The sequence below is a fragment of the Vreelandella sp. 2A-K22 genome (genome assembly GCF_054065485.1).
The window spans coordinates 158,574-180,785 of record NZ_JBSUGC010000009.1; the positions used below are offsets into that span (position 1 = coordinate 158,574).

The 22,212-nt window shown below is 54.2% G+C and carries 23 protein-coding genes and 1 pseudogene; 11 read left to right on the forward strand and 13 right to left on the reverse strand.

All coding sequences use genetic code 11. The features are described from left to right. Positions 1 to 42: 42 nt before the first annotated feature. Genes ACW17M_RS13865 through ACW17M_RS13875 form a run of 3 tightly spaced genes read right to left on the reverse strand, consistent with a single transcriptional unit; the run spans position 43 to position 3,064 of the window. Complete coding sequence (locus tag ACW17M_RS13865; protein WP_457547649.1) at positions 43 to 1,188, reverse strand: ABC transporter substrate-binding protein; 1,146 nt, start codon at positions 1,186 to 1,188, stop codon at positions 43 to 45. Positions 1,189 to 1,211: 23 nt separating this feature from the next. After that, positions 1,212 to 2,009 carry an ABC transporter ATP-binding protein gene (locus tag ACW17M_RS13870; protein WP_039857312.1) on the reverse strand — a complete coding sequence of 266 codons (798 nt, stop codon included), beginning with the start codon at positions 2,007 to 2,009 and terminating at the stop codon, positions 1,212 to 1,214. Next, positions 2,006 to 3,064 (reverse strand): FecCD family ABC transporter permease, encoded by a 1,059-nt coding sequence (locus ACW17M_RS13875; RefSeq protein ID WP_457547650.1) that lies wholly within the window; start codon positions 3,062 to 3,064, stop codon positions 2,006 to 2,008. The genes ACW17M_RS13870 and ACW17M_RS13875 overlap by 4 nt, the downstream gene beginning before the upstream one ends. A gap of 255 nt (positions 3,065 to 3,319) precedes the next feature. Between ACW17M_RS13875 and ACW17M_RS13880 the strand changes: the two genes are divergently transcribed. The 4 genes from ACW17M_RS13880 (at position 3,320) to ACW17M_RS13895 (ending at position 5,856) form a co-directional block, all read left to right on the forward strand. Continuing rightward, complete coding sequence (locus ACW17M_RS13880) at positions 3,320 to 4,372, forward strand: class I fructose-bisphosphate aldolase (protein WP_022521743.1); 1,053 nt, start codon at positions 3,320 to 3,322, stop codon at positions 4,370 to 4,372. A gap of 122 nt (positions 4,373 to 4,494) precedes the next feature. Then, positions 4,495 to 4,770: a PAAR domain-containing protein gene (locus ACW17M_RS13885; protein WP_082116848.1), complete on the forward strand. Its 276-nt coding sequence runs from the start codon at positions 4,495 to 4,497 to the stop codon at positions 4,768 to 4,770. A 188-nt stretch (positions 4,771 to 4,958) separates the two neighbouring features. Further along, positions 4,959 to 5,420, forward strand: coding sequence for an Hsp20/alpha crystallin family protein (locus tag ACW17M_RS13890; protein ID WP_022521744.1), 462 nt, complete (start codon positions 4,959 to 4,961; stop codon positions 5,418 to 5,420). Positions 5,421 to 5,457: 37 nt separating this feature from the next. Beyond that, on the forward strand, positions 5,458 to 5,856 hold the full coding sequence (locus tag ACW17M_RS13895; protein WP_457547651.1) for an Hsp20/alpha crystallin family protein: 399 nt from the start codon (positions 5,458 to 5,460) through the stop codon (positions 5,854 to 5,856). An 80-nt stretch (positions 5,857 to 5,936) separates the two neighbouring features. Here ACW17M_RS13895 and ACW17M_RS13900 read toward each other — a convergent pair whose 3' ends face one another. Together ACW17M_RS13900 and ACW17M_RS13905 are read right to left on the reverse strand one after the other, a co-directional pair. Continuing rightward, positions 5,937 to 6,809, reverse strand: coding sequence for a PhzF family phenazine biosynthesis protein (locus tag ACW17M_RS13900; protein ID WP_457547652.1), 873 nt, complete (start codon positions 6,807 to 6,809; stop codon positions 5,937 to 5,939). Further along, positions 6,796 to 7,008, reverse strand: coding sequence for a DUF1127 domain-containing protein (locus ACW17M_RS13905; protein WP_022521747.1), 213 nt, complete (start codon positions 7,006 to 7,008; stop codon positions 6,796 to 6,798). The genes ACW17M_RS13900 and ACW17M_RS13905 overlap by 14 nt, the downstream gene beginning before the upstream one ends. A gap of 166 nt (positions 7,009 to 7,174) precedes the next feature. On the opposite strand from ACW17M_RS13905, the gene ACW17M_RS13910 reads away from it, so the two are divergent. After that, positions 7,175 to 8,617, forward strand: coding sequence for an aminotransferase-like domain-containing protein (locus ACW17M_RS13910; protein WP_022521748.1), 1,443 nt, complete (start codon positions 7,175 to 7,177; stop codon positions 8,615 to 8,617). A 68-nt stretch (positions 8,618 to 8,685) separates the two neighbouring features. After that, positions 8,686 to 9,657, forward strand: coding sequence for a zinc-dependent alcohol dehydrogenase family protein (locus ACW17M_RS13915; protein WP_457547653.1), 972 nt, complete (start codon positions 8,686 to 8,688; stop codon positions 9,655 to 9,657). 8 nt (positions 9,658 to 9,665) lie between these two features. Here the strand turns inward: ACW17M_RS13915 and ACW17M_RS13920 are convergent, their stop codons facing one another. From ACW17M_RS13920 to pdxR, 4 genes and pseudogenes are all read right to left on the reverse strand, one after another. Further along, positions 9,666 to 10,070, reverse strand: coding sequence for a VOC family protein (locus tag ACW17M_RS13920; RefSeq protein WP_457547654.1), 405 nt, complete (start codon positions 10,068 to 10,070; stop codon positions 9,666 to 9,668). A gap of 22 nt (positions 10,071 to 10,092) precedes the next feature. Further along, positions 10,093 to 10,655 (reverse strand): annotated as a pseudogene (locus tag ACW17M_RS13925) (DNA-3-methyladenine glycosylase I). Between the two features lie 14 nt (positions 10,656 to 10,669). Continuing rightward, entirely contained in the window at positions 10,670 to 11,353 is a 684-nt protein-coding gene (pcsA, locus tag ACW17M_RS13930; RefSeq protein WP_342211988.1) for a phosphatidylcholine synthase, read from the reverse strand. A gap of 198 nt (positions 11,354 to 11,551) precedes the next feature. Further along, positions 11,552 to 13,027 (reverse strand): MocR-like pyridoxine biosynthesis transcription factor PdxR, encoded by a 1,476-nt coding sequence (gene pdxR, locus ACW17M_RS13935; RefSeq protein WP_457547655.1) that lies wholly within the window; start codon positions 13,025 to 13,027, stop codon positions 11,552 to 11,554. 92 nt (positions 13,028 to 13,119) lie between these two features. Between pdxR and ACW17M_RS13940 the strand changes: the two genes are divergently transcribed. Next, on the forward strand, positions 13,120 to 13,569 hold the full coding sequence (locus ACW17M_RS13940; protein WP_041158680.1) for a GNAT family N-acetyltransferase: 450 nt from the start codon (positions 13,120 to 13,122) through the stop codon (positions 13,567 to 13,569). Positions 13,570 to 13,590: 21 nt separating this feature from the next. Here ACW17M_RS13940 and ACW17M_RS13945 read toward each other — a convergent pair whose 3' ends face one another. From ACW17M_RS13945 to codB, 3 genes are all read right to left on the reverse strand, one after another. After that, entirely contained in the window at positions 13,591 to 14,067 is a 477-nt protein-coding gene (locus ACW17M_RS13945) for a YbaK/EbsC family protein (protein WP_027957037.1), read from the reverse strand. A 77-nt stretch (positions 14,068 to 14,144) separates the two neighbouring features. Further along, positions 14,145 to 15,398, reverse strand: coding sequence for a cytosine deaminase (gene codA / locus ACW17M_RS13950; RefSeq protein ID WP_457547656.1), 1,254 nt, complete (start codon positions 15,396 to 15,398; stop codon positions 14,145 to 14,147). 16 nt (positions 15,399 to 15,414) lie between these two features. Then, the gene (codB, locus tag ACW17M_RS13955; RefSeq protein WP_457547657.1) at positions 15,415 to 16,680 is read right to left on the reverse strand and encodes a cytosine permease; all 1,266 of its coding nucleotides are present in this window, start codon (positions 16,678 to 16,680) and stop codon (positions 15,415 to 15,417) included. Positions 16,681 to 16,951: 271 nt separating this feature from the next. Here codB and ACW17M_RS13960 point away from each other — a divergent pair, with 271 nt between their 5' ends. From ACW17M_RS13960 to ACW17M_RS13970, 3 genes are read left to right on the forward strand one after another with little or no spacing between them, the layout of a single operon-like run. Continuing rightward, positions 16,952 to 18,400: a diguanylate cyclase domain-containing protein gene (locus ACW17M_RS13960; protein WP_457547658.1), complete on the forward strand. Its 1,449-nt coding sequence runs from the start codon at positions 16,952 to 16,954 to the stop codon at positions 18,398 to 18,400. 4 nt (positions 18,401 to 18,404) lie between these two features. After that, positions 18,405 to 19,298, forward strand: a complete 894-nt coding sequence (locus tag ACW17M_RS13965) for an amino acid ABC transporter substrate-binding protein (RefSeq protein ID WP_457547659.1) — start codon at positions 18,405 to 18,407, stop codon at positions 19,296 to 19,298. Between the two features lie 12 nt (positions 19,299 to 19,310). Continuing rightward, entirely contained in the window at positions 19,311 to 20,201 is an 891-nt protein-coding gene (locus ACW17M_RS13970; protein ID WP_457547660.1) for an amino acid ABC transporter substrate-binding protein, read from the forward strand. Positions 20,202 to 20,313: 112 nt separating this feature from the next. Here the strand turns inward: ACW17M_RS13970 and ACW17M_RS13975 are convergent, their stop codons facing one another. Beyond that, positions 20,314 to 20,937 carry a TetR family transcriptional regulator gene (locus ACW17M_RS13975; protein ID WP_457547661.1) on the reverse strand — a complete coding sequence of 208 codons (624 nt, stop codon included), beginning with the start codon at positions 20,935 to 20,937 and terminating at the stop codon, positions 20,314 to 20,316. A gap of 180 nt (positions 20,938 to 21,117) precedes the next feature. Between ACW17M_RS13975 and ACW17M_RS13980 the strand changes: the two genes are divergently transcribed. Further along, positions 21,118 to 22,212, forward strand: coding sequence for an efflux RND transporter periplasmic adaptor subunit (locus ACW17M_RS13980; RefSeq protein ID WP_457547662.1), 1,095 nt, complete (start codon positions 21,118 to 21,120; stop codon positions 22,210 to 22,212).

Sequence of the window (22,212 nt, forward strand, 5' to 3'; positions counted from 1 at the left end):
GTATAGATCCTTTTTGTCGTCAGTGGGTGGAATGAGCAAGCGTTATTGCGCGTTGAGTGCGCCCCAGAAATGTCCCTCGCGGCTTAGCGCTGGTGGGGCGGGCAGCAGCGCGTCGAAGGTAGCGGCCGGGTCGAGGTCGGCGAAGCGTTCGGGGTAGAGCCATTGGGCAATGCGTTCTAGTGCCACAATGGCAAAGGGGCCTTGGTGGAAGCCGTGCCAGAGCGCGTAGAACTGACCTTGCTGAACGGCGTCGAGATGCTGCCAGCCGGGCAGTTCGTGGCTAAGCGAGCGCAGGCCTTGGGCAATCTCCGCATCGCTAATCCCAAGTCCCACGCTGATGCCATCTCCTGCTGCCCATTGCCCCGCGGTATTGATAACGACGTCGGGCGGGTGGCTCAGCACCCACTCGTTGCTTAGCGTCGCCGAAGCGCCGGGGGTTAACGCATCGGCGATATTCTCGCCGCCTGCCCGCGCGACCAGGTCGGCCAGCCCGTTTCTTAAATTGGTACGGCAGCAGTCGACTTTGACTCCAGGGGCGACATTGATCAGTACCCTGGGCGGTTCAGTGGGATGCTCTGTCAACTTCAGCTCTGCCAAACCCTGGTCGATACGCGCCAAGCGCTGTTCAATCAGAGAGATCATACGATTGGCCCGTGGCGTCGCGTTTAATGCCTCACCTAAAAGTGCCAGGCTTTTGGGCGTGTTTTCCAACGGGTGGCGGTTAAAGTCGATAAACAGGTAGGCAATGCCCAACTCGTCGAGTAGCTGCGCCAAAGGGGAGCCTTCAACACTGCTGGCACGTGAGAGATCAAACAGCACCAGATCCGGGGCCAGATTCAGTAGCGCTTCGCTATCGAGCTGGGGGGTTGGCGCGTGTGAAAGCGTAGGCAATTGGGCAAGCGCGGGCCACTGGGTAGTAAAACGTTGGGCCATGGAAGGGTCGAACACGGCCAGCGGATAGGCCCAGCCCGCCAAGTGTTCGGTCGGGTTATCCAGTAAGCTGGCTAGCGCATAGAGCTGGCGCGGCTGGGTAAGAAATAGCCGTGATGGCGGTGCTGAAAGCGTTACCTGGCGCCCGGCGAGATCGGTAAGTTGTTTGGGAAAGCCCGCCTGTGAACCGGCTGCCCAACAAGCGATAGTGCTTAACAGACTGATCCAACACAACAGATTGATAGCCAGGTGGCGCATTGGGTTATCCTGGATTGACGTCGCTAAATGGAGTGCGCAGTTTGCTCACTGACGCGATCGCTAAGCACAATTGGCCGCCCCAACGAGCATTGCTCGACCCGTGACTCGACTCCGTAGGCGGCGTGCAGTACGTCGGGGGTAATCACCGTGTGAGGGTCGCCGGCAGCCAGCAGACCACCGTTGCCAAACAGCAGCACTTGGTCGCAGAAGCGCAGGGCCAGATTGATATCGTGGATAGCCATCAGGCAGACCGACTGCCGTTCCGCAATCACTGTGCGCACGGTATCGATCAGTGCCAGCTGCCAACGCAAATCCAGCGCACTGGTGGGCTCATCCAGCAGTAACAGCGCCGGTTGACGGGCAATCGCCTGGGCCAGACCCACCATCTGGCGCTGACCGCCGGAGAGTTCGCTTAGCGGGCGTAAGGCTAGCGGTCGAATGGCCAGCGCATCGAACACTCGCTCAATCAATGCCTCAATCGCCGCGCGGCTTAAATCGGGGCGCACCGCTCGGCAGGCGCTAAGCACCGCTTCATAAGCGACTAACGTGGTGGCCTGAGGGAGCATTTGCGGCAAATAGCCCACATGGCGCATCCGCGCTGCGCCGCTGAGGCTGGCGAGGTCGATATCGTTGAGCTGCATTTGCCCGCTGGAAGGCTGTAGGCCAGCGACTGCTTTTAACAGGGTCGATTTACCCACCGCATTGGGCCCCAGCACCGCGACCAGCGAACCGGGGGGCAGTGTGGGCAGGCTTAGCTGGTCGAAGACGCGCCGTTTGCGATAACCGGTCGTGAAGTTGCTGAGTGTAAAACCTGCCTTCATCGTGCTCGCCCCTGCATCATGATCAATGCCATAAAGAAGGGGATGCCCACCAGGGAGGTCACCAGTCCCACGGGCAGCACCAACCCATCGACCAGCGTTTTACTGGCGATAGAGGCAAGCGAAAGCACCAGCGCCCCGGCCAGGGCGCTGCCTGGCAAGTAAAAGCGGTGATCTTCACCCAGCGCCAGTCGGGCCATATGAGGCCCCACTAGTCCGATAAAGCCGATAGTGCCCACAAATGCGACCGCCGCAGCGGCGAGCAGGCTAACGCGCAGTAGGGAGATAAGCCGCAAGCGCTCAACTGCAATGCCGAAGCTTCGCGCGTGTTCATCACCCGAGCGCAGTGCCGTCATCGCCCAGGCGCTGCGCAGTGAGAAGGGCAAGCACACTGCCAGTACTGCTGCCACGATGCCCACCGTCTCCCAGGAGGCACGGGACAGGCTACCCATCGTCCAGAACACTAATTGCTGTAACGCATCGGGACTGGCGATGAGCTGCAAAAGTGCAACCAGTGCATTGAGTACAAAGACCAGCGCAATACCAAACAGCACGATAATCTCACGGCTGGCCCCGTAGAGGCGCGACAGCGCATTGATGGTCAAAATCGATGCAGCCGCAAACACAAATGCCATTAAGGCGGTGGCGTAGTGGGCATTCAAGCCAAACAGGGAAAAGTTGAAGACAATCACCAGCGATGCGCCGAGGGTGGCCGCTGCGCCCACACCGAGGGTAAACGGACTAGCCAGTGGGTTATTCAGCACCGTTTGCATTTCCGCTCCGGCCAGGCCCAGGGTGGCGCCTACCAGTACCGCCATTAACGCCGCAGGCATGCGGATCTCCCAGACAATGGCCTGCTGAATCGGGCCTTGAGCATGGGCATCAAACAACAGCGCGATTAAATCAGCCATTGGGATATGTGCAGGGCCACTCGCGATATCAGCCAGCAGGGAGATTGCCAAAGCGATAGCTAACCCTGCGACAATCAGCAAACGGAGAACGATAAAGCGCCGATAGCTGGATGCCAACGGCGCAATAAGTGGCGAAGAGGCGGGCATTATAAAGGTGATTCCAAGTGTGAAGCGAAGGAAACAATAGGAGTCTTATTTGCGACTAACACTCATTCTTGATTGTATTTTCATCTTTTAGTCGTAGTCTTGTCAACTGTCGGGAGACCTAGCGCCACCTGATTGCGGTGGTGCTTTCCCTATGCTCTATTGAAGCGCTAGGCTTTATTAAATCGATACGCTTTATTTAAGCAGTTTTTGGCATACACTTACTTTTTGTTACATACAAATATAAAGGAGCTCATCATGACTGATATAGCCGCTTTGCTTGGCAGTGACGCCGAGAGTTTGCTTAATCACACGTGCCAGGGCGTACCCCGTGAGAGCTTGCACCTGCCGGGCCCAGACTTTATTGACCGTGTTATGGCGGATAGCGACCGCAGCCCAGCGGTGCTGCGCAATATGCAGAGTTTGTTTAATCACGGTCGTTTGGCGGGTACTGGCTACCTTAGCCTATTGCCGGTAGATCAGGGCATTGAACATTCGGCAGGCGCCTCTTTTGCTCCTAACCCACGCTACTTCGACCCGGCCAATATCGTTGAGCTGGCACTCGAAGGTGGTTGTAACGGCGTGGCATCGACGCTGGGCGTGTTGTCATCGGTGGCGCGGCGTTATGCCCACAAAATCCCGATGATGCTCAAGCTTAACCATAACGAAACGTTGAGCCATCCGGCGATATACGACCAGACGCTATTTGCTGATGTAGACCAGGCCCACGACATGGGGTGCGTGGCGGTGGGGGCGACGATTTACTTTGGCTCCCATGAGAGCCGTCGGCAAATCATGGAGATTAGCGAGGCCTTCGAGCGCGCTCACCAATTGGGAATGGTAACGGTCTTGTGGGCTTATTTACGCAATCCAGCCTTCAAGCAGGACGGCACTGATTATCACGCCTCCGCCGACCTCACCAGCCAAGCCAATCACATGGCCGCGACGCTTAAAGCCGATATCGTCAAGCAGAAGCTGCCTGAGAACAACGGCGGCTATCGTGCGGTAGGCTTTGGCCATACGCACGACAATGTCTACAGCGAGCTAACCACTGACCACCCCATTGATTTGGCCCGCTACCAGGTTGCCAACTGCTTTATGGGCCGCGCGGGTTTGATTAATTCCGGCGGGGGCTCCAAGGGGCATTCTGATCTCGGCGAAGCGGTGCGCACGGCGGTGATCAATAAACGTGCCGGTGGTATGGGCTTGATCTCAGGGCGTAAGGCCTTCCAGAAACCCATGCAGGAAGGCGTTGAGCTGCTGCATGCGATTCAGGATGTCTATCTCTCTACCGATATTACGGTTGCCTGATGGCTGGCAGTTGGCTAAGCGTAGGCCCTTAAGTGAGCACTAACAAACTTGATGAATATTAATTAATATTAAATAATCGTCCTATGATGTTTAAAACGGCATACGTTTAAAGGAGCTATATCATGAGTGGAAAGCCAGCAGCACGTATTACTGACCTTACCGCGTGCCCTATCCCAGGGCACGGTACAAACCCACTAGTCAGTGGCTCGCCTGATGTTTTTTACGATAGCTTGTCTGCCGCAAGGTTAGACGATAAATCTGCTTGTGGCAGTCCTATTACTCACGAAGTCTCGTCCACCGTATTCGTCAACGGCAAGCCAGCCGCTGTCCTGAGCAGTGTGGGGGCCCACGGTAATGAAGTCATCACCGGATCGGGGACGGTCATTATCGGTAAGTAGTGGTGTCTACCTCCATTGATCGGGGCGCTGACGACCGTAAAAAAAGCCTCAAAAATTGCCATCCAGACCCTTGAAAATCGACTGACCGCTCCTATTTTTTACATCGTAGAGGCTGCTTCTGTGGGTTGCGTAAGAGGCTGCCTCTTATGACAATTCTCACAGTCTGCTTAACGTAGGAGGTGTTCGATATGTTCGATGATCTCAAGCGTTTTGAAACCGGCTCGCCTCGGCAGTTTGACTGGTTTAGTCAACTGTTGGACGGCTTCTTCCCCGATGGCAATGCGATGGATATTCGTGCGGTGCCGCGGGGTAGTTTCCCGATGATCAATGTGGCGCGTAGCGATGATGCCGTGCGTGTGTATGTGTTTGCTGCGGGGTTGGCACACTCTGATCTGACCATTGATATTCAAGACAATGTGCTGACGCTACGTGGCAAGCGAGACTCTGTGACGAGTGGCAATGAGGATGGCAGCTCGCGCCCGGTATTTCGCCGAGAGCGCGCCAGCGGTGAGTTTGTAAGGGCGATTGCACTCCCCGATGGCTTAGATGCCGAGCGGGCAGAGGCACGCCATGCCCATGGTGTGTTCGAGATCGTGTTGCCTAAACGCGAAGAACTCAAGCCGCGGCGTATTGATGTTCAGGCGGCGTAAATCATGTTTGTTAACCTTGCATAAGGAGGGATAAATCATGAATAACGTTGTTCGTTCATCCAACCACTCCCCGCTTTTACAGCGTGGCGAGGAGCAACCTTCTCAAGAAACCCTGCTGCCAGCGGTGGATATCATTGAAGAGTCCAATGCGCTCAAACTGGTGGCAGATATGCCTGGCGTTACTAATGAAACGCTGAAAATAGAGCTCGACAACAACGTACTGAGCTTGGAAGGTGAGATAGCGCTAAATATGCCCGAAGGGCTGAGCGCGCTGCACGCCGAGGTTCGCGGCCAGCGTTTTGCGCGGCGTTTTAACCTCAGTCACGAAGTGGACAGTGATGCCATTAGCGCCACTCTCGTCAACGGCGTATTGACGCTAACGCTGCCCAAGAAAGACAGCCACCGTACGCGCCGTATCGAAGTGCAGGCGGCTTGAGGCCTGGTCTCCGAGTACAAACTGAGCGAAAAGCCGAGTGTCCGCTAAATAGCGGGCACTCTTTTTTGTGAGGCGGTTGGCTATCGTTCCAGGTAAAACTCGCCTTTGCCCACCACTTTTGCGTTACCGCCCACCGTCACAAGGCCGGGCTTGACCTCGCCATTGGCAGCGGTATGGATAACGCTGGACCGCCCCATTTTAACACCCTGATGAATTTTGCAGTGCAAGGTGCCTGGTTGCAGTGATGCCAAATAGCCGGTTAAGGCCGCTGCAGCGCTGCCGGTAGCGGGGTCTTCGCAAATGCTGGAATGCATACAAAACATGCGGCTGTGAACTACCGTTTCTGCCCCGCCTTGTTGTTCAATCACATACAGGTAAATCTGGACGGCACTGCTAGACATAACAGCACTTGCCCAAGCCGTCGTAGAAATACACACGCTCTCTAACGCTGCCACGTCAGTGAGTTCGATCAAATGAAAGGGGAGCCCGAAGGAGGCAATCACCGGATCACCCTTCACCTGATGGATGTCCAATCCCAGCAGCTCAACGGCAGTGGTGCGGTCAATAGTGCTGTCTGTGATCATGGCGGGTTGGGCGGTCTTAAACGTTGCCCTATCTTGTTCATACTTAACCACTAGCTTTCCGATGGAAGGGTGGAGCACAACACCTTGCTCGCGGTTCACTAAATCCAGTTCCCTGAGCAGATGCGCAGTGCCGACCGTGGGGTGGCCTGCAAAAGGTAGTTCACGAGTAGGCGTAAAGATCCGCATCGGGTAGTGATTCGGTTCAGTGGCAGAACTTAAAAACACCGTTTCGGCTAGGTTAAGCTCATTTGCCAGCGCCTGCATGGTACTGGCTGCCAACCCATCAGCCTCTAGAAAGACGGCCAATGGGTTGCCGGTAAACGGCTGGTCGGTAAAGACATCGAGTAGGTAATACTCAGCGGTTGTCACAATTTCCTCCTTCACGTAGTGAATGATGCCAAAACGGTTTACGGCCCTCTTTTCTCGCCTGTTCGCGGGTGATGCCGATATCATCAAGTAGCCGATCATCCAATGTCAGCAGGTGGCGTCGGCTACGACGGTAGTGATGGTACTGCTGTAGTTGATAGCGCAACTGGTAACGAAGCTGGGTGAGGCTGAAGCGTGGCATGGCTAATCCTCCGTGTTATATGCCCAACCAGATTACTCAGTGCTATCATTTGAATACAGATATAGAATCTACTGTTTTCAGGGTACAGAAAGGCGTGTTATACCTCTGTATGGTCGCTGGTCAGGGCATCTGTATCGTTATCAGGCTGTATAGGGGGATGAGTGTCATGACACGCTATGAAGAGGTCGCTGGCATTTTGCGGGAGCGTATCGAGCACGGTATTTACCGTGTAGGCGATCGGTTGCCGTCTATTCGCGCGGTGTGCCAGGAGCTGGACGTTAGCATTTCGACGGCTCAGGAGGCCTACCGCCAACTAATGGACGTTGCATTGATCGAGTCTCGACCAAAATCGGGCTATTTCGTGCTGCCTAGCCGCGTGCCATCGGTGCTGCCGTCGGTCTCACGACCCGCACAGCGCCCGCTGGATATTTCCCAATGGGATCAGGTGCTGGAGCTTGTCGCCACTCAGCGTGATGACGTTCGGCTGCTTTTGGGGCGCGGCATACCGAATTTTGATTATGAGACGCTGCGACCGCTGTCGAAGATACTCGCTGGACTTCATCGTAGTAACGACCTGCATGGGTTCAACTACGACAAGTTGAACGGTAGCCCTGAGCTTCGCCAACAGGTGGCACGGCTGGCCATCGCCTCCGGCTGCCTGCTGCACCCGGATGACATCATGGTGACCACCGGCTGTCAGGAGGCGCTGGCCATCGCGCTGCGCACCCTTACCCAGCCCGGCGATGTGGTGGCCGTGGACTCACCCAGCTTTTACGGCACCATGCAGATACTCAAGGCCAACGGCTTAAAAGCGCTGGAGATACCCACCGACCCACAAACCGGCATCAGTCTGGAAGCCCTGGAGCTAGCGTTAGAGCAGTGGCCAATCCGCGCGATACAGGTCACGCCCACTTACAACAACCCGCTGGGTTACACCATGCCTGAAGCACGCAAGCGGGCGCTGTTTCAGCTTGCTCAACGCTTCGATGTAGCCATTATCGAAGACGATATCTACGGCGACTTGTCATTTAGTCTGCCAAGACCGCGCACCGTGAAATCCTTCGATGACGACGGGCGCGTAATGCTGTGCAGTGGCTTTTCTAAAACCGTGGGGCCTGGGTTACGGGTGGGCTGGCTGGCGCCAGGGCGCTACCGTGATCAGGCACTGCATATGAAGTATGTCTCCACCGGTGCTTCAGCCACGCTGCCGCAGCTGGCAGTGGCGGAATTCGTCGCCAAAGGGCACTACGAGCGCCACGTCCGTTACGCCACCCGCCAATATCAGCGTCAGCGCGATATCATGATCAGTTGGATTCAGCGCTACTTCCCCAAGGGCGCGGGTATTAGCTACCCCCAAGGCAGTTTTTTGCTATGGGTAGAGCTACCCGCCGCGGTGGACTGTGTGAAGCTCAATCAGCGCTTAGCGCAGCATGCTATCCATGTAGCGCCGGGATCGCTGTTTTCAGCTTCGGGCAAGTTTCGTCAATGCCTACGCCTGAACTATGCGTTCACGTTAACACCCAGCATCGAAAACGCCGTGCGTACCGTGGGTGAGCTAGCCACCGAGATGGTGGAGGAAGCTCAGACGCATGCGACAAGCGTTATCTAAGTTCACGTCTAAACCGCAACCTTGAGCATTTATCTTTATCCATATTAGGCCATGGAAATTCATCCGCTATGTTCGAGGTACCCATGCGTCGTCATGCTCTAACCTATCGCGCGTTCGGAAGGCCGCTTGAAACATTGAACGTGGAAACCGCGGAAGTTCCACGTTTGGTTGAGGGCAAGCTCAGGGTGAGAATGTTATGTGCTCCAGTGAACCCGTCTGATCTGATACCCATCAGCGGTGCTTACTCGCACCGTATAACGCTTCCCGCGGTCGCCGGCTACGAAGGAGTGGGGCGCGTTATTGAGGCACCTAGACAGTATGCCTCTCTGATCGGAAAGCGAGTGCTCCCATTACGAGGTGATGGCACTTGGCAGACCATTTTGGATTGTGATCCTGCTCTCGCAGTGCCCGTCCCAGATGCCATTCCTGATGTGGTCGCAGCACGGGCCTACATTAATCCCTTGGCTGCCCTGACCATGCTTGAGACTTGGCCTGTCGAGGGAAAACGTGTTCTTCTCAGTGGAGCGGGTTCCAATTGCGCTGACTATCTTGGGGCGTGGGCATATCAGCACGGCGCCAGGGAGGTTATCGGCATATACCGCTCCGAGAGTAGAGTTGTCCGGCTGGAAAAGCTCGGTATTAAACCGGTATCGATTCAGGATATGTCCCTGACCTCGCGTGTGGCCCGTAAGTCTGACGTGGTGTTCGACGCTTTAGGGGGGCCAGTTGCGGCAAATATATTGCAACTCATGGCACCGGGGGCGACGTTTATCGCCTACGGGTTATTGACGGGACAGGCGATTCAAGTGGATTCGAAACCCAGGGCTCTCTATAGGAAGTTTCATTTGCGCGACCCTTTGTCCAGGATGTCCGCGGAAGCTTGGCAGCAAAAATTCTTGGCCATCTGGGGGCTTTTAGATCAGTCAGCGATGCCAGGTTATCAAGTGTTTCCAGGTCAGGATTGGCGGCAAGCTGTCGAGAGGGCGCTTTGCCCGAGTGGCCAGAAAGTGCTTCTGGACTTGTCCACTCTTGGGCAATGAAAGCTGCTTTATGTCAGATCCATAAACGGATTGTAGGCGACTTCCCAGTAATGACCTTCTGGGTCGCGAAAGTAACCGGAATAACCACCCCAGAACACCTCTTCCCCAGGCTTGATAAGCTCTGCGCCGGCGGCAACCGCTTGTTCAAGCACTTGGTCAACGGCCGCTTGGCTGGCGACATTATGAGCCAACGTTATACCGCTGAAACCGCTCGGTGCATCATCAGCAATGCCGATATCTCTGGACAGCGCTTCGCGTGGGAAAAGTGATAGCCAGGCCCCTTCCATTTTGAAAAAGGCGACTTCATCGCTGTCCGTTTCATGCTCCGGCAGGCCCAGACCTTCACGATAAAAACGGATGGCGCGTTGCAGGTCATGTACACCAAGGGTGATCAGACTGATTTTCGGCTTCATGAGGTGCTCCTAATAGATAGCTTTAGCCGGGTCGCTGAAACTGCTGCCGCGACTGCTCTACGCGTTCGCGTGTAATGCAGTTTAGCGAGTGGTCGTTGAGCCGAAGAATTTCCAACCGCGCTTTTTCAGTTCTTTCGCCATTGCTACGGATTCGGGCGAGGTGGTCTGAGTCTGTGGTGTCGCTAATTCGGTCGGCTCATAGCGCCAGAAAAAAGCGGCCAAAGAGCCTTCTTGCTCAACCATTTCCTTTGCACGTTGGGCGTTGTTGATGGTCGCTTCGATTTTTCCGCGGTGGCGAATAATGCCTGCATCTTGGAGTAAACGCTGCACATCATCTTCATTAAAGCTGGCGACTTGATGGAAGTCGAAGCGGTGAAAAGCGGCGCGAAAGTTGTCGCGTTTATTAAGAATCGTGCGCCAGCTTAAGCCCGATTGAAAGCTCTCTAAGCAGAGCTTCTCGAATAGCCGCTGATCATCGTCTACCGGGAAGCCCCACTCATTATCGTGATAGGGTAGAAACTCTGCCGCGCCGCCACACCACTTGCAGCGGGGATGCCCATCGGGGGCGATAAAATCGTTGTCCATCAACTGCTCACCTATCAATTGAACCACTCTTGGGCAGTACGCCACAGGCATATGCCGATGAAATAAATCGATGTAATCCCCCACCCCCATAATGCCCAGGCGGCGTGCTCGGGGCTGGAGAGTACTAACGATGTTATACATGCGCACCATACGAGTGTGACGGTGATATTGAGCGGCATGAACTGGCGCACCCGAAAGGGGTGGAGGAATTTCATATTAGTCACGGTGAGGATGGCCAGAAAGGTGATAGCGGCAAAGGTGATAAAAGGCGGGAAATCGAGAATATAGAAATAGGCTGCGGCGATATTCCAGGCGGCAGGAAAGCCAACGAAGTAATTATCCTGGCTTTTCATATCAACATTGCAGAAACAGAACATCGATGAAAGCAGAATAATGAATACTGAGAGCAGTGCAAAATTGGGCGGCAACTCAATAAAGTAGTAGATGAAAAGGGCAGGGATAAAGGCCCAGGTCAGGTAATCAATCACCATATCGAGTGTTGAACCATCGAAATGGGGCAGTATGGCCTTCACTTCATACTTGCGGGCCAGGGTGCCATCGATTCCATCGATCATCATCGCGGCACCTAACCAGAGCAGGCAGGCGACTGGATTATTGTCGACCAGAGCGAGCAGCGCCATGGTGCCGAGTAGCACGCCGCTGGCGGTAAATATGTGCACGCTCCATGCCTTCCATATCGAGGTGCGGGATTCTGTGTGCGAAGAGAGTAATTGAACCACATTAACCCCATTGGGAACGTGGGTCCCCTTTAAATTGAATTTATAAATAAGCCTGTAAAGAAAGATACACTACTACAAGAATGCTTCCAGAGAATATGTCGGAAGCCTATCCTGTGATGACGTGATTGATACTGGACTTCACACGCTATGCATTCACTAATGGTGTAAGCGCCGCCATGCCTCACTTAACCACTCACCTGCGTTCATTAGTTCGCTTTCAGTCGAGCCCGCATAGCCAAGCACTAACCCAGGACGCTTATTCTCGGAAAGGTAATAGCGGGAAAGTGGAGAAAGCGTAATGCCTGCTTCACTGGCACGCTTAACGAGCATCTCTTCTTCCTCGATAGTATCGAGTTCAGCTAATAGATGCATACCCGCATGGCCGTCAGAAAGCCGAAGCCCAGCGGCCACTGCAGGCGTTAATGCCGTGCGTAAACACGCTTGTCGCTGACGATAGGCCGCCCGCATCCGGGCGATGTGGCGAGTAAAATGCCCGCTGGTAATAAATTCAGCAAGCGCCGATTGCACTGGATAGTTACCTTCACGGTGCAGTCGGGCATGGGCACGTCTGAAGTCGTGGGCAAGTGTATCAGGCAGCACCAAATAGCCTAAGCGTAAGCCGGGATAGAGCACTTTGCTAAAGGTACCGACATAAATAACCGATGCCTGTTCGGCAAGACCCTGTAGAGAGGGAGTCGGCGGCGTGCCGTAACGAAATTCGCTGTCGTAATCGTCTTCAATGATCCAACTACCAGCGCGAGAAGCATACTCAAGTAACGCCAGTCGCCTGGGGACTGGCATGGTAACGCCGCTGGGATATTGGTGGGAGGGTGTCACGTAAATTAGCCGAGGTGCTGGCGCATTCTTAGGGGCAAGTGACGGGTTTAACCCTTCTTTATCGACGGGGATGGGAGTTACCGTTAATCCCGACGCCAGAAAACAGGCTTGGGCGCCACCGTAACCCGGCTCCTCCATCCAAACCGAATCCCCATGATCGGTGAGTAGTTGGGTAATCAGTTCAAACGCCTGCTGGGCGCCTTGGGTAATCACAATCTGTTCTGGTTGGCAGCGCACCGCGCGGGAGAGTCTTAGATAGTCACAAAGAGCCGCTTTGAGTACAGGTAGACCACCGCTGGTTTGATAATCCATCCATGCCATTTCCGCGTGATAATAGTGACGCCGTAAAAGGCGCTGCCACTGCTCGCGGGGAAACAGGTCGAGCGCCGGGACGCCTGGGGCAAAGGCGCGATGGTCGTGGCTCAACGTTCCGCTGAGTGTTAATAGCTTGTTACCCCGGCTTGAGTAGCGAACAGGCAAAGGTGGTGGAAGCTCTGCTCGGGTTAACAGCGCGGGGAGGTTCGCCACATAGAGCCCCGCTCCCTGGCGGGCAATCAGTAACCCTTCCGCCAGTAGCCGATCCATGGTGGCCAGCACCGTATTACGGCTAATACCCAAAGCGCGAGCCAAGTAGCGGGAAGAGGGAAGCGTATCGCCAGCCGTCAGCTCACCGTGTTGAATCCACTCCTTAAGCGAGCAGTAAAGCTGCTGAACAAGTGTGGCTGCTTCATTCGCAGTTAGCCTTAGCGCTAGCGCCTCCGCAATCCAGTCGCTGGCAGCGTCACGTCTTTTCACTGGTTCCCTCAATTTAGCGATAAGTGGCTCTTTATCATAGACCACTATGACGGCAAGCTGTGTTGAATCACCACTCAAAGGGAGCAGTCGTTATGGTTAATGTTCGTTCGGCGGTACTCAATGACTTAGAGCCTCTTAGCGCATTACTTGATGGCTATCGTCAGTTTTATAAGCAACCGAGTGATATTCAGGCGGCGCGTGATTTTTTAGATCAGCGCATGGGGTTAGGGGATTCATTCATTCTGGTTAGCGAGAATAGCGAAGGCGTGCTCACGGGTTTTGTGCAGCTCTACCCTGGGGTTTCCACGGTGGGCTTAAATGCCCGCTGGACGCTCAATGATCTCTTTGTGCTGCCAGAGTGTCGCGATAAGGGCACGGGCAGAGCGTTAATGGAAGCCGCCACCCAGCTTGCCCATGATCACGGCGTCGCACGATTGATATTAATGACGCAGGTAGAGAACGAACGCGCCCAACACCTTTATGAATCATTGGGCTGGCAGCGTAATACGGCGTTTTATGGTTATTTACTGGACGTTAAATAATAAAAGGTTATAGATGCGTGCTTAAGTGGCATTCTCCGGCAACTTACACACATCCACCCACTCGGCATTGACCAGTTCGGCCAGACGCTTGGGGCTTAGGCGTACGGCGCTAGTGGGCGAACCAGCGGCGGGCAGCACTTCGTCATAGGCGTGGAGCGATTCATCGCAGTAAACCGGCAGGTCGGTGGCGAGGCCGAAGGGACAAACGCCGCCAACCGGGTGGCTGGTCAGTTCCATCACCGTTTCGGCGTCGAGCATTTTGGCCTTGCCGCCGAAGGTATCGCGAATTTTGCGGTTGTCGATACGCGCATCGCCACTGGCCACAATGAGTAGCGGTTTGTCACCGACTTTGAACGCTAGGGTTTTGGCAATTTGACCTGGTGCTACGCCATGGGCATCAGCGGCAAGTTGTACCGTGGCAGTACTGGTTTCAAGCTCTTCGATGTTTACATCCGGCGCGTGCTCGGCAAAAAACTGGCGAACGGTTTCGATGCCCATCTTGGATTTCCTCGGTCATTAACATTCGTCGGTAACATTAGACGGTTCAATGACTAATCTAACGTGCCTTTGGTGGATTAGCCAAGCCACTGGGGCGTGGTGATTTTGGCAGGCTCACGCTGCATGATGATCTCACCGTGGCGTACCGAAAGCAGCACCTCGCCCTGGGTGCGCAGCACGCTGTAGTCATCCTCGCCCTCCAACAGGTTGAAGCTGGCGGGTTTGCCGACCTCGATGCCGTAACGCTCTTCAATATTGAGCGTGCGGGCGCTGTTGTCGGTAATCAGTGAAAGTGCCTGGCTGAAGTCCTGATAGCCCATCATTTGGCAGATATGCAGGCCAAAATCCAGCGTTCGCAACAGCTTGCCATTCCCCAAGGAGTACCAGGGATCGAATATGGAGTCCTCGGCAAAGCAGACGTTAATGCCCGCTGCGTTGAGCTCCTTAACACGCGTCACTCCGCGCCGTTTCGGGTAGGTGTCAAAGCGCCCCTGCAGGTGGATGCTTTCGGTAGGGCAGGAGACAAAGTTAATACCCGAGCGTTTTAGCAGCAGAAACAGCTTGGAGCAGTAAGCATTGTCGTAGGAATGCATCGCCGTGGTGTGACTGGCGGTAACGCGGCTGCCCAAATCATTAAACAGCGCCTCGCAGGCCAGTACTTCGAGAAAGCGCGAGTTGGGGTCGTCAATCTCGTCACAGTGCACATCCACCAGGCGGTCGTACTTGATCGCCAATTCGATCACTCGCTTCATGGAGGCCACGCCCAGCTCACGGGTGTATTCGAAGTGGGGGATGCCGCCCACCACATCGGCGCCGATCTCTAGTGCCTCCTCCATCAGCCGATCGCCGCCTGGGTAAGAGAGCAGGCCGTCTTGCGGGAAGGCGACTACCTGAATATCAATTTTATCTTTTAACTCGTCGCGCAAGGCGCACAGGGTTTTAAGCCCAATCAGGCTAGGGTCGCTGGTGTCGGCGTGGGTGCGCACAAACTGCACGCCATTGCCGATCAATAAATTAAGCGTTTTCAGCGCTCGCTCACGTATATCCGCTTCGGTGAGCATAGGCTTACGCTCGCCCCAGCGCTCAATGCCTTCAAACAGCGTGCCGCTCTGGTTCCAGCTAGGCTCGCCCGCCGTAAGGGCGGCGTCCAAATGAATATGGGGCTCAATAAACGGCGCGCAAACCAGCTTGGCGCCCGCATCAATCTGCCCTTCGCTCGCTGTTTGCGGCGCGTCTTGCACGGTAATAGCAGTGAACGTGCCGTTTTCAATCTCAAGTCGGTAAAGCTCGGGGCGCTGGCGAAGGCGAGCGTTAATGATCTGCATGGGCATATGAAAAAGGGCTCACTTATTGTTTAGCCGTAGAGGGAAGTGTATCGCTCAGCGTAGCGTGGTTTAAACGAAGCAGCACGGCGTAGCTGCCTGCCGCCACTGCCACGCCCACCAGCGGGGGGAGTAACGGGGAAAAGTAAGCCGCGCCTGCACCGATGGCATAGGCAGCTAACCCGCGACGATTGAAATCGGGCAGTGCCGCGGACGTAAGCGACGGGTAGCGGCCTTTATGCTTGAGCCAGAAGTCCGCCATGATCACCCCGCCCATGGGCGGTATAAAGGTGCCGAGTAGCACCAGAAACGGGATGAGTAGGTTATACATGCCGCCCACCGCCAGCACGGTGCCAATCGCTGCACCGCCCACAGTGACCAAACGGCGCTTTTCGGTGCGCAGTAAATTGCAGCCCGCCACGGCGAAGTTGTAGATGGTGTTGTCCTGGGTCGTCCAGATATTCAGAAACAGCATCAGCACGGCGATGGTGACAAACCCCTGGGCGATCAATACATCCACGATATCCGCCTGCTGGTAAATCATGGTGCCCAGCGCGCCGGTCAGTACCATTAAGCCGTTACCTACAAAAAAAGCCGCCATGGTGGAGATGACGGCAATTTTTGGTGTCTTGGCGAAGCGGCTCCAGTTGGTGGCTTGGGTGCCCCCGCTAATAAAGGTGCCAATGATGACGGTAACCGCCGCTGCTACGCTCATGCTTTCCGTGGGCGTTTGCTGGCTCAGTCCCGCAAAACCGCGCACATCGACCAACCCGGTAAACAGACTGATTAAGATAAACAGCATCATCGCGGGTACAGCAAAGCGCGACAGCCAGTCCATGCCCTTGTAGCCGATCATGGCGGTGACGCAGAAACCAAACCCAAAGAGCACCATTAAGGGGATTTCCAGCCATTCAGGCATCCCGGTGGTGCGTACTAACACCAGGGCAATCGTGGCGGTGCCCCAGGCGTACCAGCCAATCTGGGTAAAACCGAGAATAAAATCAGAAAGTTTGCTACCTTTTTCGCCGAAGCAGAAGCGCCCCATCAGCACCGAATTGAGCCCGCTTTTACAAGCAATATAGGCGAGGGCTGCCGCATACATTCCCAGCAGGAGGTTGCCAATCACTATGATCCATAGCAGTTGGCCAATCGGAAAGGCTTGGCCTAACGTGCCGCCCGCCCACATGGTGGCGGTGAAAAACGTAAATCCAAGCAGTACTGCCGAGGTAGAAAGCAGGCCCTTGCGGGCGCTGGTAGGGACTTCACTGAGTGGATAGTCAGAATTATGCATCACGCTCTCCTAATATAAATCAGCAAACTTGTTAGCTACTTATAAAGCAAGAGATATGCCAAAAAGCCTAGATTAATAAGAATGATTACGCTTGTAATTTTTATGAGACATGCCAGCTCTTTTTAATGCTACTTTAGCCATTAAAGCCTAATTGTTTTTATATGCTTGCCGAAGAAGAGAGTGATCAAAAACCTGTTCAAGCGACGAGTGCTCATTGCGATTACAGCTAAATAGGCCCGCTGCAGCTATAGCCATGAAGGAACCGGAGTAGATGCCAGAACCCCAGCATAGGAATGCTTCACTGCCTGCGGCTAAACTTCCTTGGCATCATACCCTGGTGGGTAAGGTGGTGATGTTTATGCTGATGGGCGTGCTGTTTGCGTATTTAACCGGGGCTCTGTCAGGATTTTTTATGGTTGAACGGGGGGCTCGGGAGCAGTGGTCGCGCGAAGCCCAGGTGAATGCCCAGATAGTGAGCGCGACTATTAGACGTATTTATACGTCCGTGGCAGTGAAGACAGATGGCACTGGGCAAGTCACGCATATCATTTCCCAGCGCCCGATAGGCGATGAAGAGTCGGTTCTGGAAACTGGGTTTAGCCCGATTGATGTATTGGCGCTGGCAAGTGCACAGACACGTAACAACGTATGGCTGTTTGCGAAGGCATCGGAGGGTTCTCTCACCGTAGTGGCAGATGCGCTTAATACACCATCAGACTCACCTGCCAACTTGACGGTAGCTACATGGCAAACAAAAGTGGATGCCGCTGATTTTTATGTTGGATTTGCCAGAATTGGCGGTGAAGAGCACTTCATTAGCTCACTGCCCATTGTTACTCCTGATGGTCAACTATTAGGCGTGCTGGTAGCCACTATAGGCCAGAAGGAAGGGCTGTATCAGATGCGTGATGATCTGATCAGCAAAGCATTTATAGCGCTACTGGTGGTATTGGTCGCAACAGCCCTGCTGGTCACTATTTTGATGCGTCAGTTATTCACACCTGTGCCGGTATTAATTAAGTCGCTCACCGAAATCGCTAAAAACCAGACCGCTGACAGCACGCCTTATACCGACCGTAATGATGAGATTGGCCGAATGGCAAAGGCCATAGACGCGCTTCGTAAGAAAGTCATTGAACGTGAGCACCTACTTGAAGTTAAAGACGAAGCGCTGCGCTTTCAGCATCTAGCTCATCATGATGAGCTGACCAAACTGCCCAACCGCGTGCAATTAAACAACGCTTTAACAACCGCGGTGCACTCACTGCTTCAAGGCGACGTTTTTAATGTCATGCTGTTCGATCTTGACCATTTTAAAGCAGTAAACGATAGCCTGGGGCACGCGGCGGGTGATGCTCTGTTAGTTGAAGTCAGTCAGCGGGTACAGGGGCTGCTGACCAACAATGATTTGGTGGCGCGCCTTGGTGGCGATGAGTTTGCCATCATTCAACGCGTTGTGCGCAGTGCCACCAGTGAGGCAAAAGTACTGGCAGAAGCGATTGTGTCCACTTTACGTGAACCGTATCAGTTTGATAGCCAGGAAATTAATATTGGAGTGAGTGTTGGCATTGCTACCGCGCCCGCCGATGGCCGCAATAGCCACGATCTGCTACGTCACGCAGATCTGGCGCTCTATGCAGCCAAGGCGAAAGGACGTGACCGCTATATGCTCTATGAATCAGGGATGACAATGGATTCGGGGATCATCGAACAAAGGTAAGCCTATGAAGAGGCTAGTAGCGTTATTAGTGACAAGTGCGATGTGGCAAGGCGCCGCTGCTAGTGAGGAGATAGCCTCCTCACCAACGTTGTCGCGTATTGAATCGGCTGGTGAGATTGCTATCGGCCATCGCACCAGCGAAGTACCCTTCTCCTATCTGGTTAACGACCAACCGACAGGCTATGCGATCGACCTGTGTCTAAATGTCATCGAAGGTCTGGAGGAAACCTTGGGCTTAGGTGAACTCAAGGTAACTTATGTACCGGTAACGCCTGCAAATCGATTTATATTAGTGCGTAATGGCGACGTGGATATCGAATGCGGAGTGACCACCAATACCCCTGAACGTCGTCGTCAAGCCGCTTTTTCGTACCCTCATTTTCTGACCGCAACGCGCTATTTATCCCTCACCGAGCAGCAGATGGACAGTTTGCAGGATTTGGCGGGACGCAGCGTTGTATCAACCACTGGCACCGTCAACATTGCCCAGCTTAACGAACTCAATCGCACCGAGGGGCTAAATATATCGGTAATGCTAAGCCGCAATCATGAAGAAGCCTTTGAAATGGTGGCTTCAGGCCAGGCATCCGCGTTTGTGATGGATGATATTTTGTTAGCTGGTTTGGTTTCGGCTGCCGCGGATCCTGCCGCTTTTCATATTTCCCAAGCAACACTGAGTAGTGCCGAGCCCTATGGCTTAATGATGCCGCCTGATGATCCTGTTTTTGTTGAGCTGGTAAATAAGCAGCTGCGTAACATTTATCTGAGTGACACTATTCACGCTCTTTATGAAAAATGGTTTTTGCAGCCGCTCCCTCCCGATAACCGAGTATTGAACTTGCCGCTAGCGCCAGCGCTTGCCGCTATTTTTGCCAATCCGGAGCAGTATAGAGAGTAGAGGAGGTGTGTTATGCGCCGAAGTTTATTGCTTGGGTGGTGTAGCTTGCTGGTAATGATGTCTGGTGGAGAGGCTGTACATGCAACGACGCCTATCGATTCACTTGAACGCATAGAAGCAACCGGCGTGTTGAGGGTAGGCTATGGTGATACAGCGCCATTCTCTTATTTAGATAATCACGGTAACGTCGTCGGTTACTCTATCGATATTTGCCAACGCTTAGCGAAACAGCTGCAAGTGCAACTAGGTCTGCCTTCTCTTGAGATAGCCTATGTGTATCGTACGCCCAGTAACCGGGTGCAACTGCTCAATAGTGGCGATATCGATATTGAGTGTAATGCCAGTACTAATACGCAAGAGCGGCGGCAGAGTGCGCAGTTTGCGCTTAGCCATTTCTTTGTCTCGGTGCGTTATGTGGCCCTGAAGGCAAATGGCTTTACCACTTTGGAGGATTTGGCCGGGCGTAGCGTGAGCGTGGCGCGTGGCACCGTCAATGTCAGTCAGATCAATCAGGTAAATCGAGAACGCCAACTGAATTTATCGGTCGTGCCCGTCGAAACATTGCAAGAAGCGTTTGATTTAGTCGCTGATGGGCGCGTAGCGGCTTTTGCGATGGATGATGTGTTACTGAGCACAATGATTGCTGAGTCCGATCACCCTGACGCGTACGCGCTTTCCGAAGAAGCCATTACGTCGATAGAGCCACTCGGTTTTTTAATGCAATTGGGCGACGACGCCTTTGCCGCAGAGGTAAATAAGGCCCTCGAACATATTTATACTAGTCCGGAAATGCCGTTGCTTTACGAACGATGGTTTCAGCAACCTCTTCCGGGCAAAGATATTACGCTTAATGTACCGATGAGCGCCGTATTGGCTGAACACTTTAGCGCCCTCGCGAGATGAATGCAGATTAAGCGCATTACGAGTCAGCAGGGAGAAATACCTACTCGCAACTGGTTTGGAAATAGTGTTTTGAATGCCTTTAGTTATCAGTGCGTTAAGATTTGGTGCAGGCTCATATGGTTTGAGTGTTAAATAAACCACGCATTAACGTTTCCACGATGCTGCTGCTCTCATCCGCCAGAGAATGCTGCTGGGGATCCTGCAGCCAGTCGAAACAGACGCCAATCAAAAAGCCATGAAATTGGCGTCGGGCGCTGGCTGGGGTTAGGTCAGCGCGTAAAGTGCCCGCTGCTTGGGCCTGTTCGAACAATTGCTCTACTCGTGCCTCGGCATGCTCTGAGAGTCGGGTGATCATGCAAATCCGCGGGTGCTCCTCTTCTAATTTCTCGCAGCGGTGCAGCACGATGGTGGCTGCTCTCTGCAGTGGCAGGTCGTGGGAAATGGCGGCCAGCGAGCGTAGAGCAATGTCGCGTAAGCAGTCTGCCGGTGCTGAGCCTAGGCGTTCCACCACCTCATCGACAATTTCATCCAGAGGGACACGCACGCGTTCCAAGAGTGCATCGAACAATGCAGCTTTGTCTTCAAAGTGCCAATAAATGGCCCCACGTGTCACGCCTGCTGCCTGGGCGATGTGCGCCAAGGTGGTACGCGAAACGCCTTGGGCTAAAAAGGTGGTCTCTGCCGCGTCCAGAATGATTTCTCGGGTACGTTCGGCGTCGGCCTTACGACGGGACATAGCGGCTCCTATTATTAAAATAAGCGGTATTTTGGCAGTGATGGATAGCAAAGTCGCGGGTGGGTGATTATTATACACTTAACTGACATTCATGAATGTCAGTTAAGTGACTATATTACTCAATGTATGTTCTGAATGCAGGTTTGAAAATTCTCATTGACCGCCATCAAGGAGCTACTCGTGCCCGTTACTCTTCTCCGATCACTGCCCGTCATACTGGCTCTACTCGTGCTAATGGGCTGTGAGCAACCCCAGGCGCAGTCGACTGATGCCACACGGCCGGTAAAATTGATGACATTGCAGTCGGCAAATGCTGCGGCCTTACGTCAGTTTCCAGCGCGGGTGGAAGCCTCTACGCGCAGCAATTTATCATTTCGTATGGCCGGGGAATTATTGGAGCTCAATGTGAGCCCCGGCCAACGGGTGAGCGAAGGCGAGGTGATTGCGCGCATTGATGATCGCAATGTGCAAAGCGAGCTGGACAGCGCTCGCTCGCGCTTAGAGCTAGCCGAGGCAACGCTAGAACGCATGCGCTATACCCTGCAGCGTGGGGCGGTCAGCCAATCCCAGTTTGATGAGTCGGAAAGTGAGTGGCGGGCCGCCCGGGCCACCTTCGAACAGGCCCAAGAGCAGGTCGAGCATACAAAGCTACGTGCCCCTTACGATGGTGTGATTGCCCAAGTGCCGGTGGATAACCGCCAGATAGTCCAAGTTCAGGAAACGGTCGCGGTGATCCAACAGCCAGGGCAGTTAGACGTGGTGTTTCATCTGCCCGAGCAGATCGTGCAGCGCATACCGCGAAGTAATGGAACGCCCTTCGGTGATGCGTTGGCATTTGAAGTGCGCTTTGGCAATAGCGATAAACCCTATCTCGCCCAGCTAGCCTCCTACACTACCCAAGCCAGCGCGCAGAGTTTGGCGTATGAAGTCACCCTAACGCTGCCCCAGCCGGACGATATCACCCTTTTAGACGGCATGAGTGCCAACGTACGGCTCGATTTGAGCTCGCTGCAAACCGAGAATAGCGTCCCGCTATGGCTACTGCCCGCTGACGCGGTGAGCTATGCCGGTGATGATCCCGACCAGGCTCAGGTATGGCGCTTCGTCGAGCCAGAAAACGTTGAAGCGGTACCGGTTGAGGTTGGTCGGCTAACCTCAAACGGCCTGGAAGTCAGCGGAGACTTGGCGGCTGGTGATCGTGTTGTGGCGGCCGGAGCCCACCGTTTAACCGTGGACACCAAGGTGACCCCGTGGGAAAAAGAGCAGGGGCTTTAA

What these genes read in the sequence shown, in the direction of transcription:
- ACW17M_RS13865 (WP_457547649.1), bottom strand. Translation starts at nt 1,188, where the DNA reads ATGCGCCACCTGGCTATCAATCTGTTGTGTTGGATCAGTCTGTTAAGC.
- ACW17M_RS13870 (WP_039857312.1), bottom strand. Translation starts at nt 2,009, where the DNA reads ATGAAGGCAGGTTTTACACTCAGCAACTTCACGACCGGTTATCGCAAA.
- ACW17M_RS13875 (WP_457547650.1), bottom strand. Translation starts at nt 3,064, where the DNA reads ATGCCCGCCTCTTCGCCACTTATTGCGCCGTTGGCATCCAGCTATCGG.
- ACW17M_RS13880 (WP_022521743.1), top strand. Translation starts at nt 3,320, where the DNA reads ATGACTGATATAGCCGCTTTGCTTGGCAGTGACGCCGAGAGTTTGCTT.
- ACW17M_RS13885 (WP_082116848.1), top strand. Translation starts at nt 4,495, where the DNA reads ATGAGTGGAAAGCCAGCAGCACGTATTACTGACCTTACCGCGTGCCCT.
- ACW17M_RS13890 (WP_022521744.1), top strand. Translation starts at nt 4,959, where the DNA reads ATGTTCGATGATCTCAAGCGTTTTGAAACCGGCTCGCCTCGGCAGTTT.
- ACW17M_RS13895 (WP_457547651.1), top strand. Translation starts at nt 5,458, where the DNA reads ATGAATAACGTTGTTCGTTCATCCAACCACTCCCCGCTTTTACAGCGT.
- ACW17M_RS13905 (WP_022521747.1), bottom strand. Translation starts at nt 7,008, where the DNA reads ATGCCACGCTTCAGCCTCACCCAGCTTCGTTACCAGTTGCGCTATCAA.
- ACW17M_RS13910 (WP_022521748.1), top strand. Translation starts at nt 7,175, where the DNA reads ATGACACGCTATGAAGAGGTCGCTGGCATTTTGCGGGAGCGTATCGAG.
- ACW17M_RS13915 (WP_457547653.1), top strand. Translation starts at nt 8,686, where the DNA reads ATGTTCGAGGTACCCATGCGTCGTCATGCTCTAACCTATCGCGCGTTC.
- ACW17M_RS13920 (WP_457547654.1), bottom strand. Translation starts at nt 10,070, where the DNA reads ATGAAGCCGAAAATCAGTCTGATCACCCTTGGTGTACATGACCTGCAA.
- ACW17M_RS13940 (WP_041158680.1), top strand. Translation starts at nt 13,120, where the DNA reads ATGGTTAATGTTCGTTCGGCGGTACTCAATGACTTAGAGCCTCTTAGC.
- ACW17M_RS13945 (WP_027957037.1), bottom strand. Translation starts at nt 14,067, where the DNA reads ATGGGCATCGAAACCGTTCGCCAGTTTTTTGCCGAGCACGCGCCGGAT.
- codA (WP_457547656.1), bottom strand. Translation starts at nt 15,398, where the DNA reads ATGCCCATGCAGATCATTAACGCTCGCCTTCGCCAGCGCCCCGAGCTT.
- codB (WP_457547657.1), bottom strand. Translation starts at nt 16,680, where the DNA reads ATGCATAATTCTGACTATCCACTCAGTGAAGTCCCTACCAGCGCCCGC.
- ACW17M_RS13960 (WP_457547658.1), top strand. Translation starts at nt 16,952, where the DNA reads ATGCCAGAACCCCAGCATAGGAATGCTTCACTGCCTGCGGCTAAACTT.
- ACW17M_RS13965 (WP_457547659.1), top strand. Translation starts at nt 18,405, where the DNA reads ATGAAGAGGCTAGTAGCGTTATTAGTGACAAGTGCGATGTGGCAAGGC.
- ACW17M_RS13970 (WP_457547660.1), top strand. Translation starts at nt 19,311, where the DNA reads ATGCGCCGAAGTTTATTGCTTGGGTGGTGTAGCTTGCTGGTAATGATG.
- ACW17M_RS13975 (WP_457547661.1), bottom strand. Translation starts at nt 20,937, where the DNA reads ATGTCCCGTCGTAAGGCCGACGCCGAACGTACCCGAGAAATCATTCTG.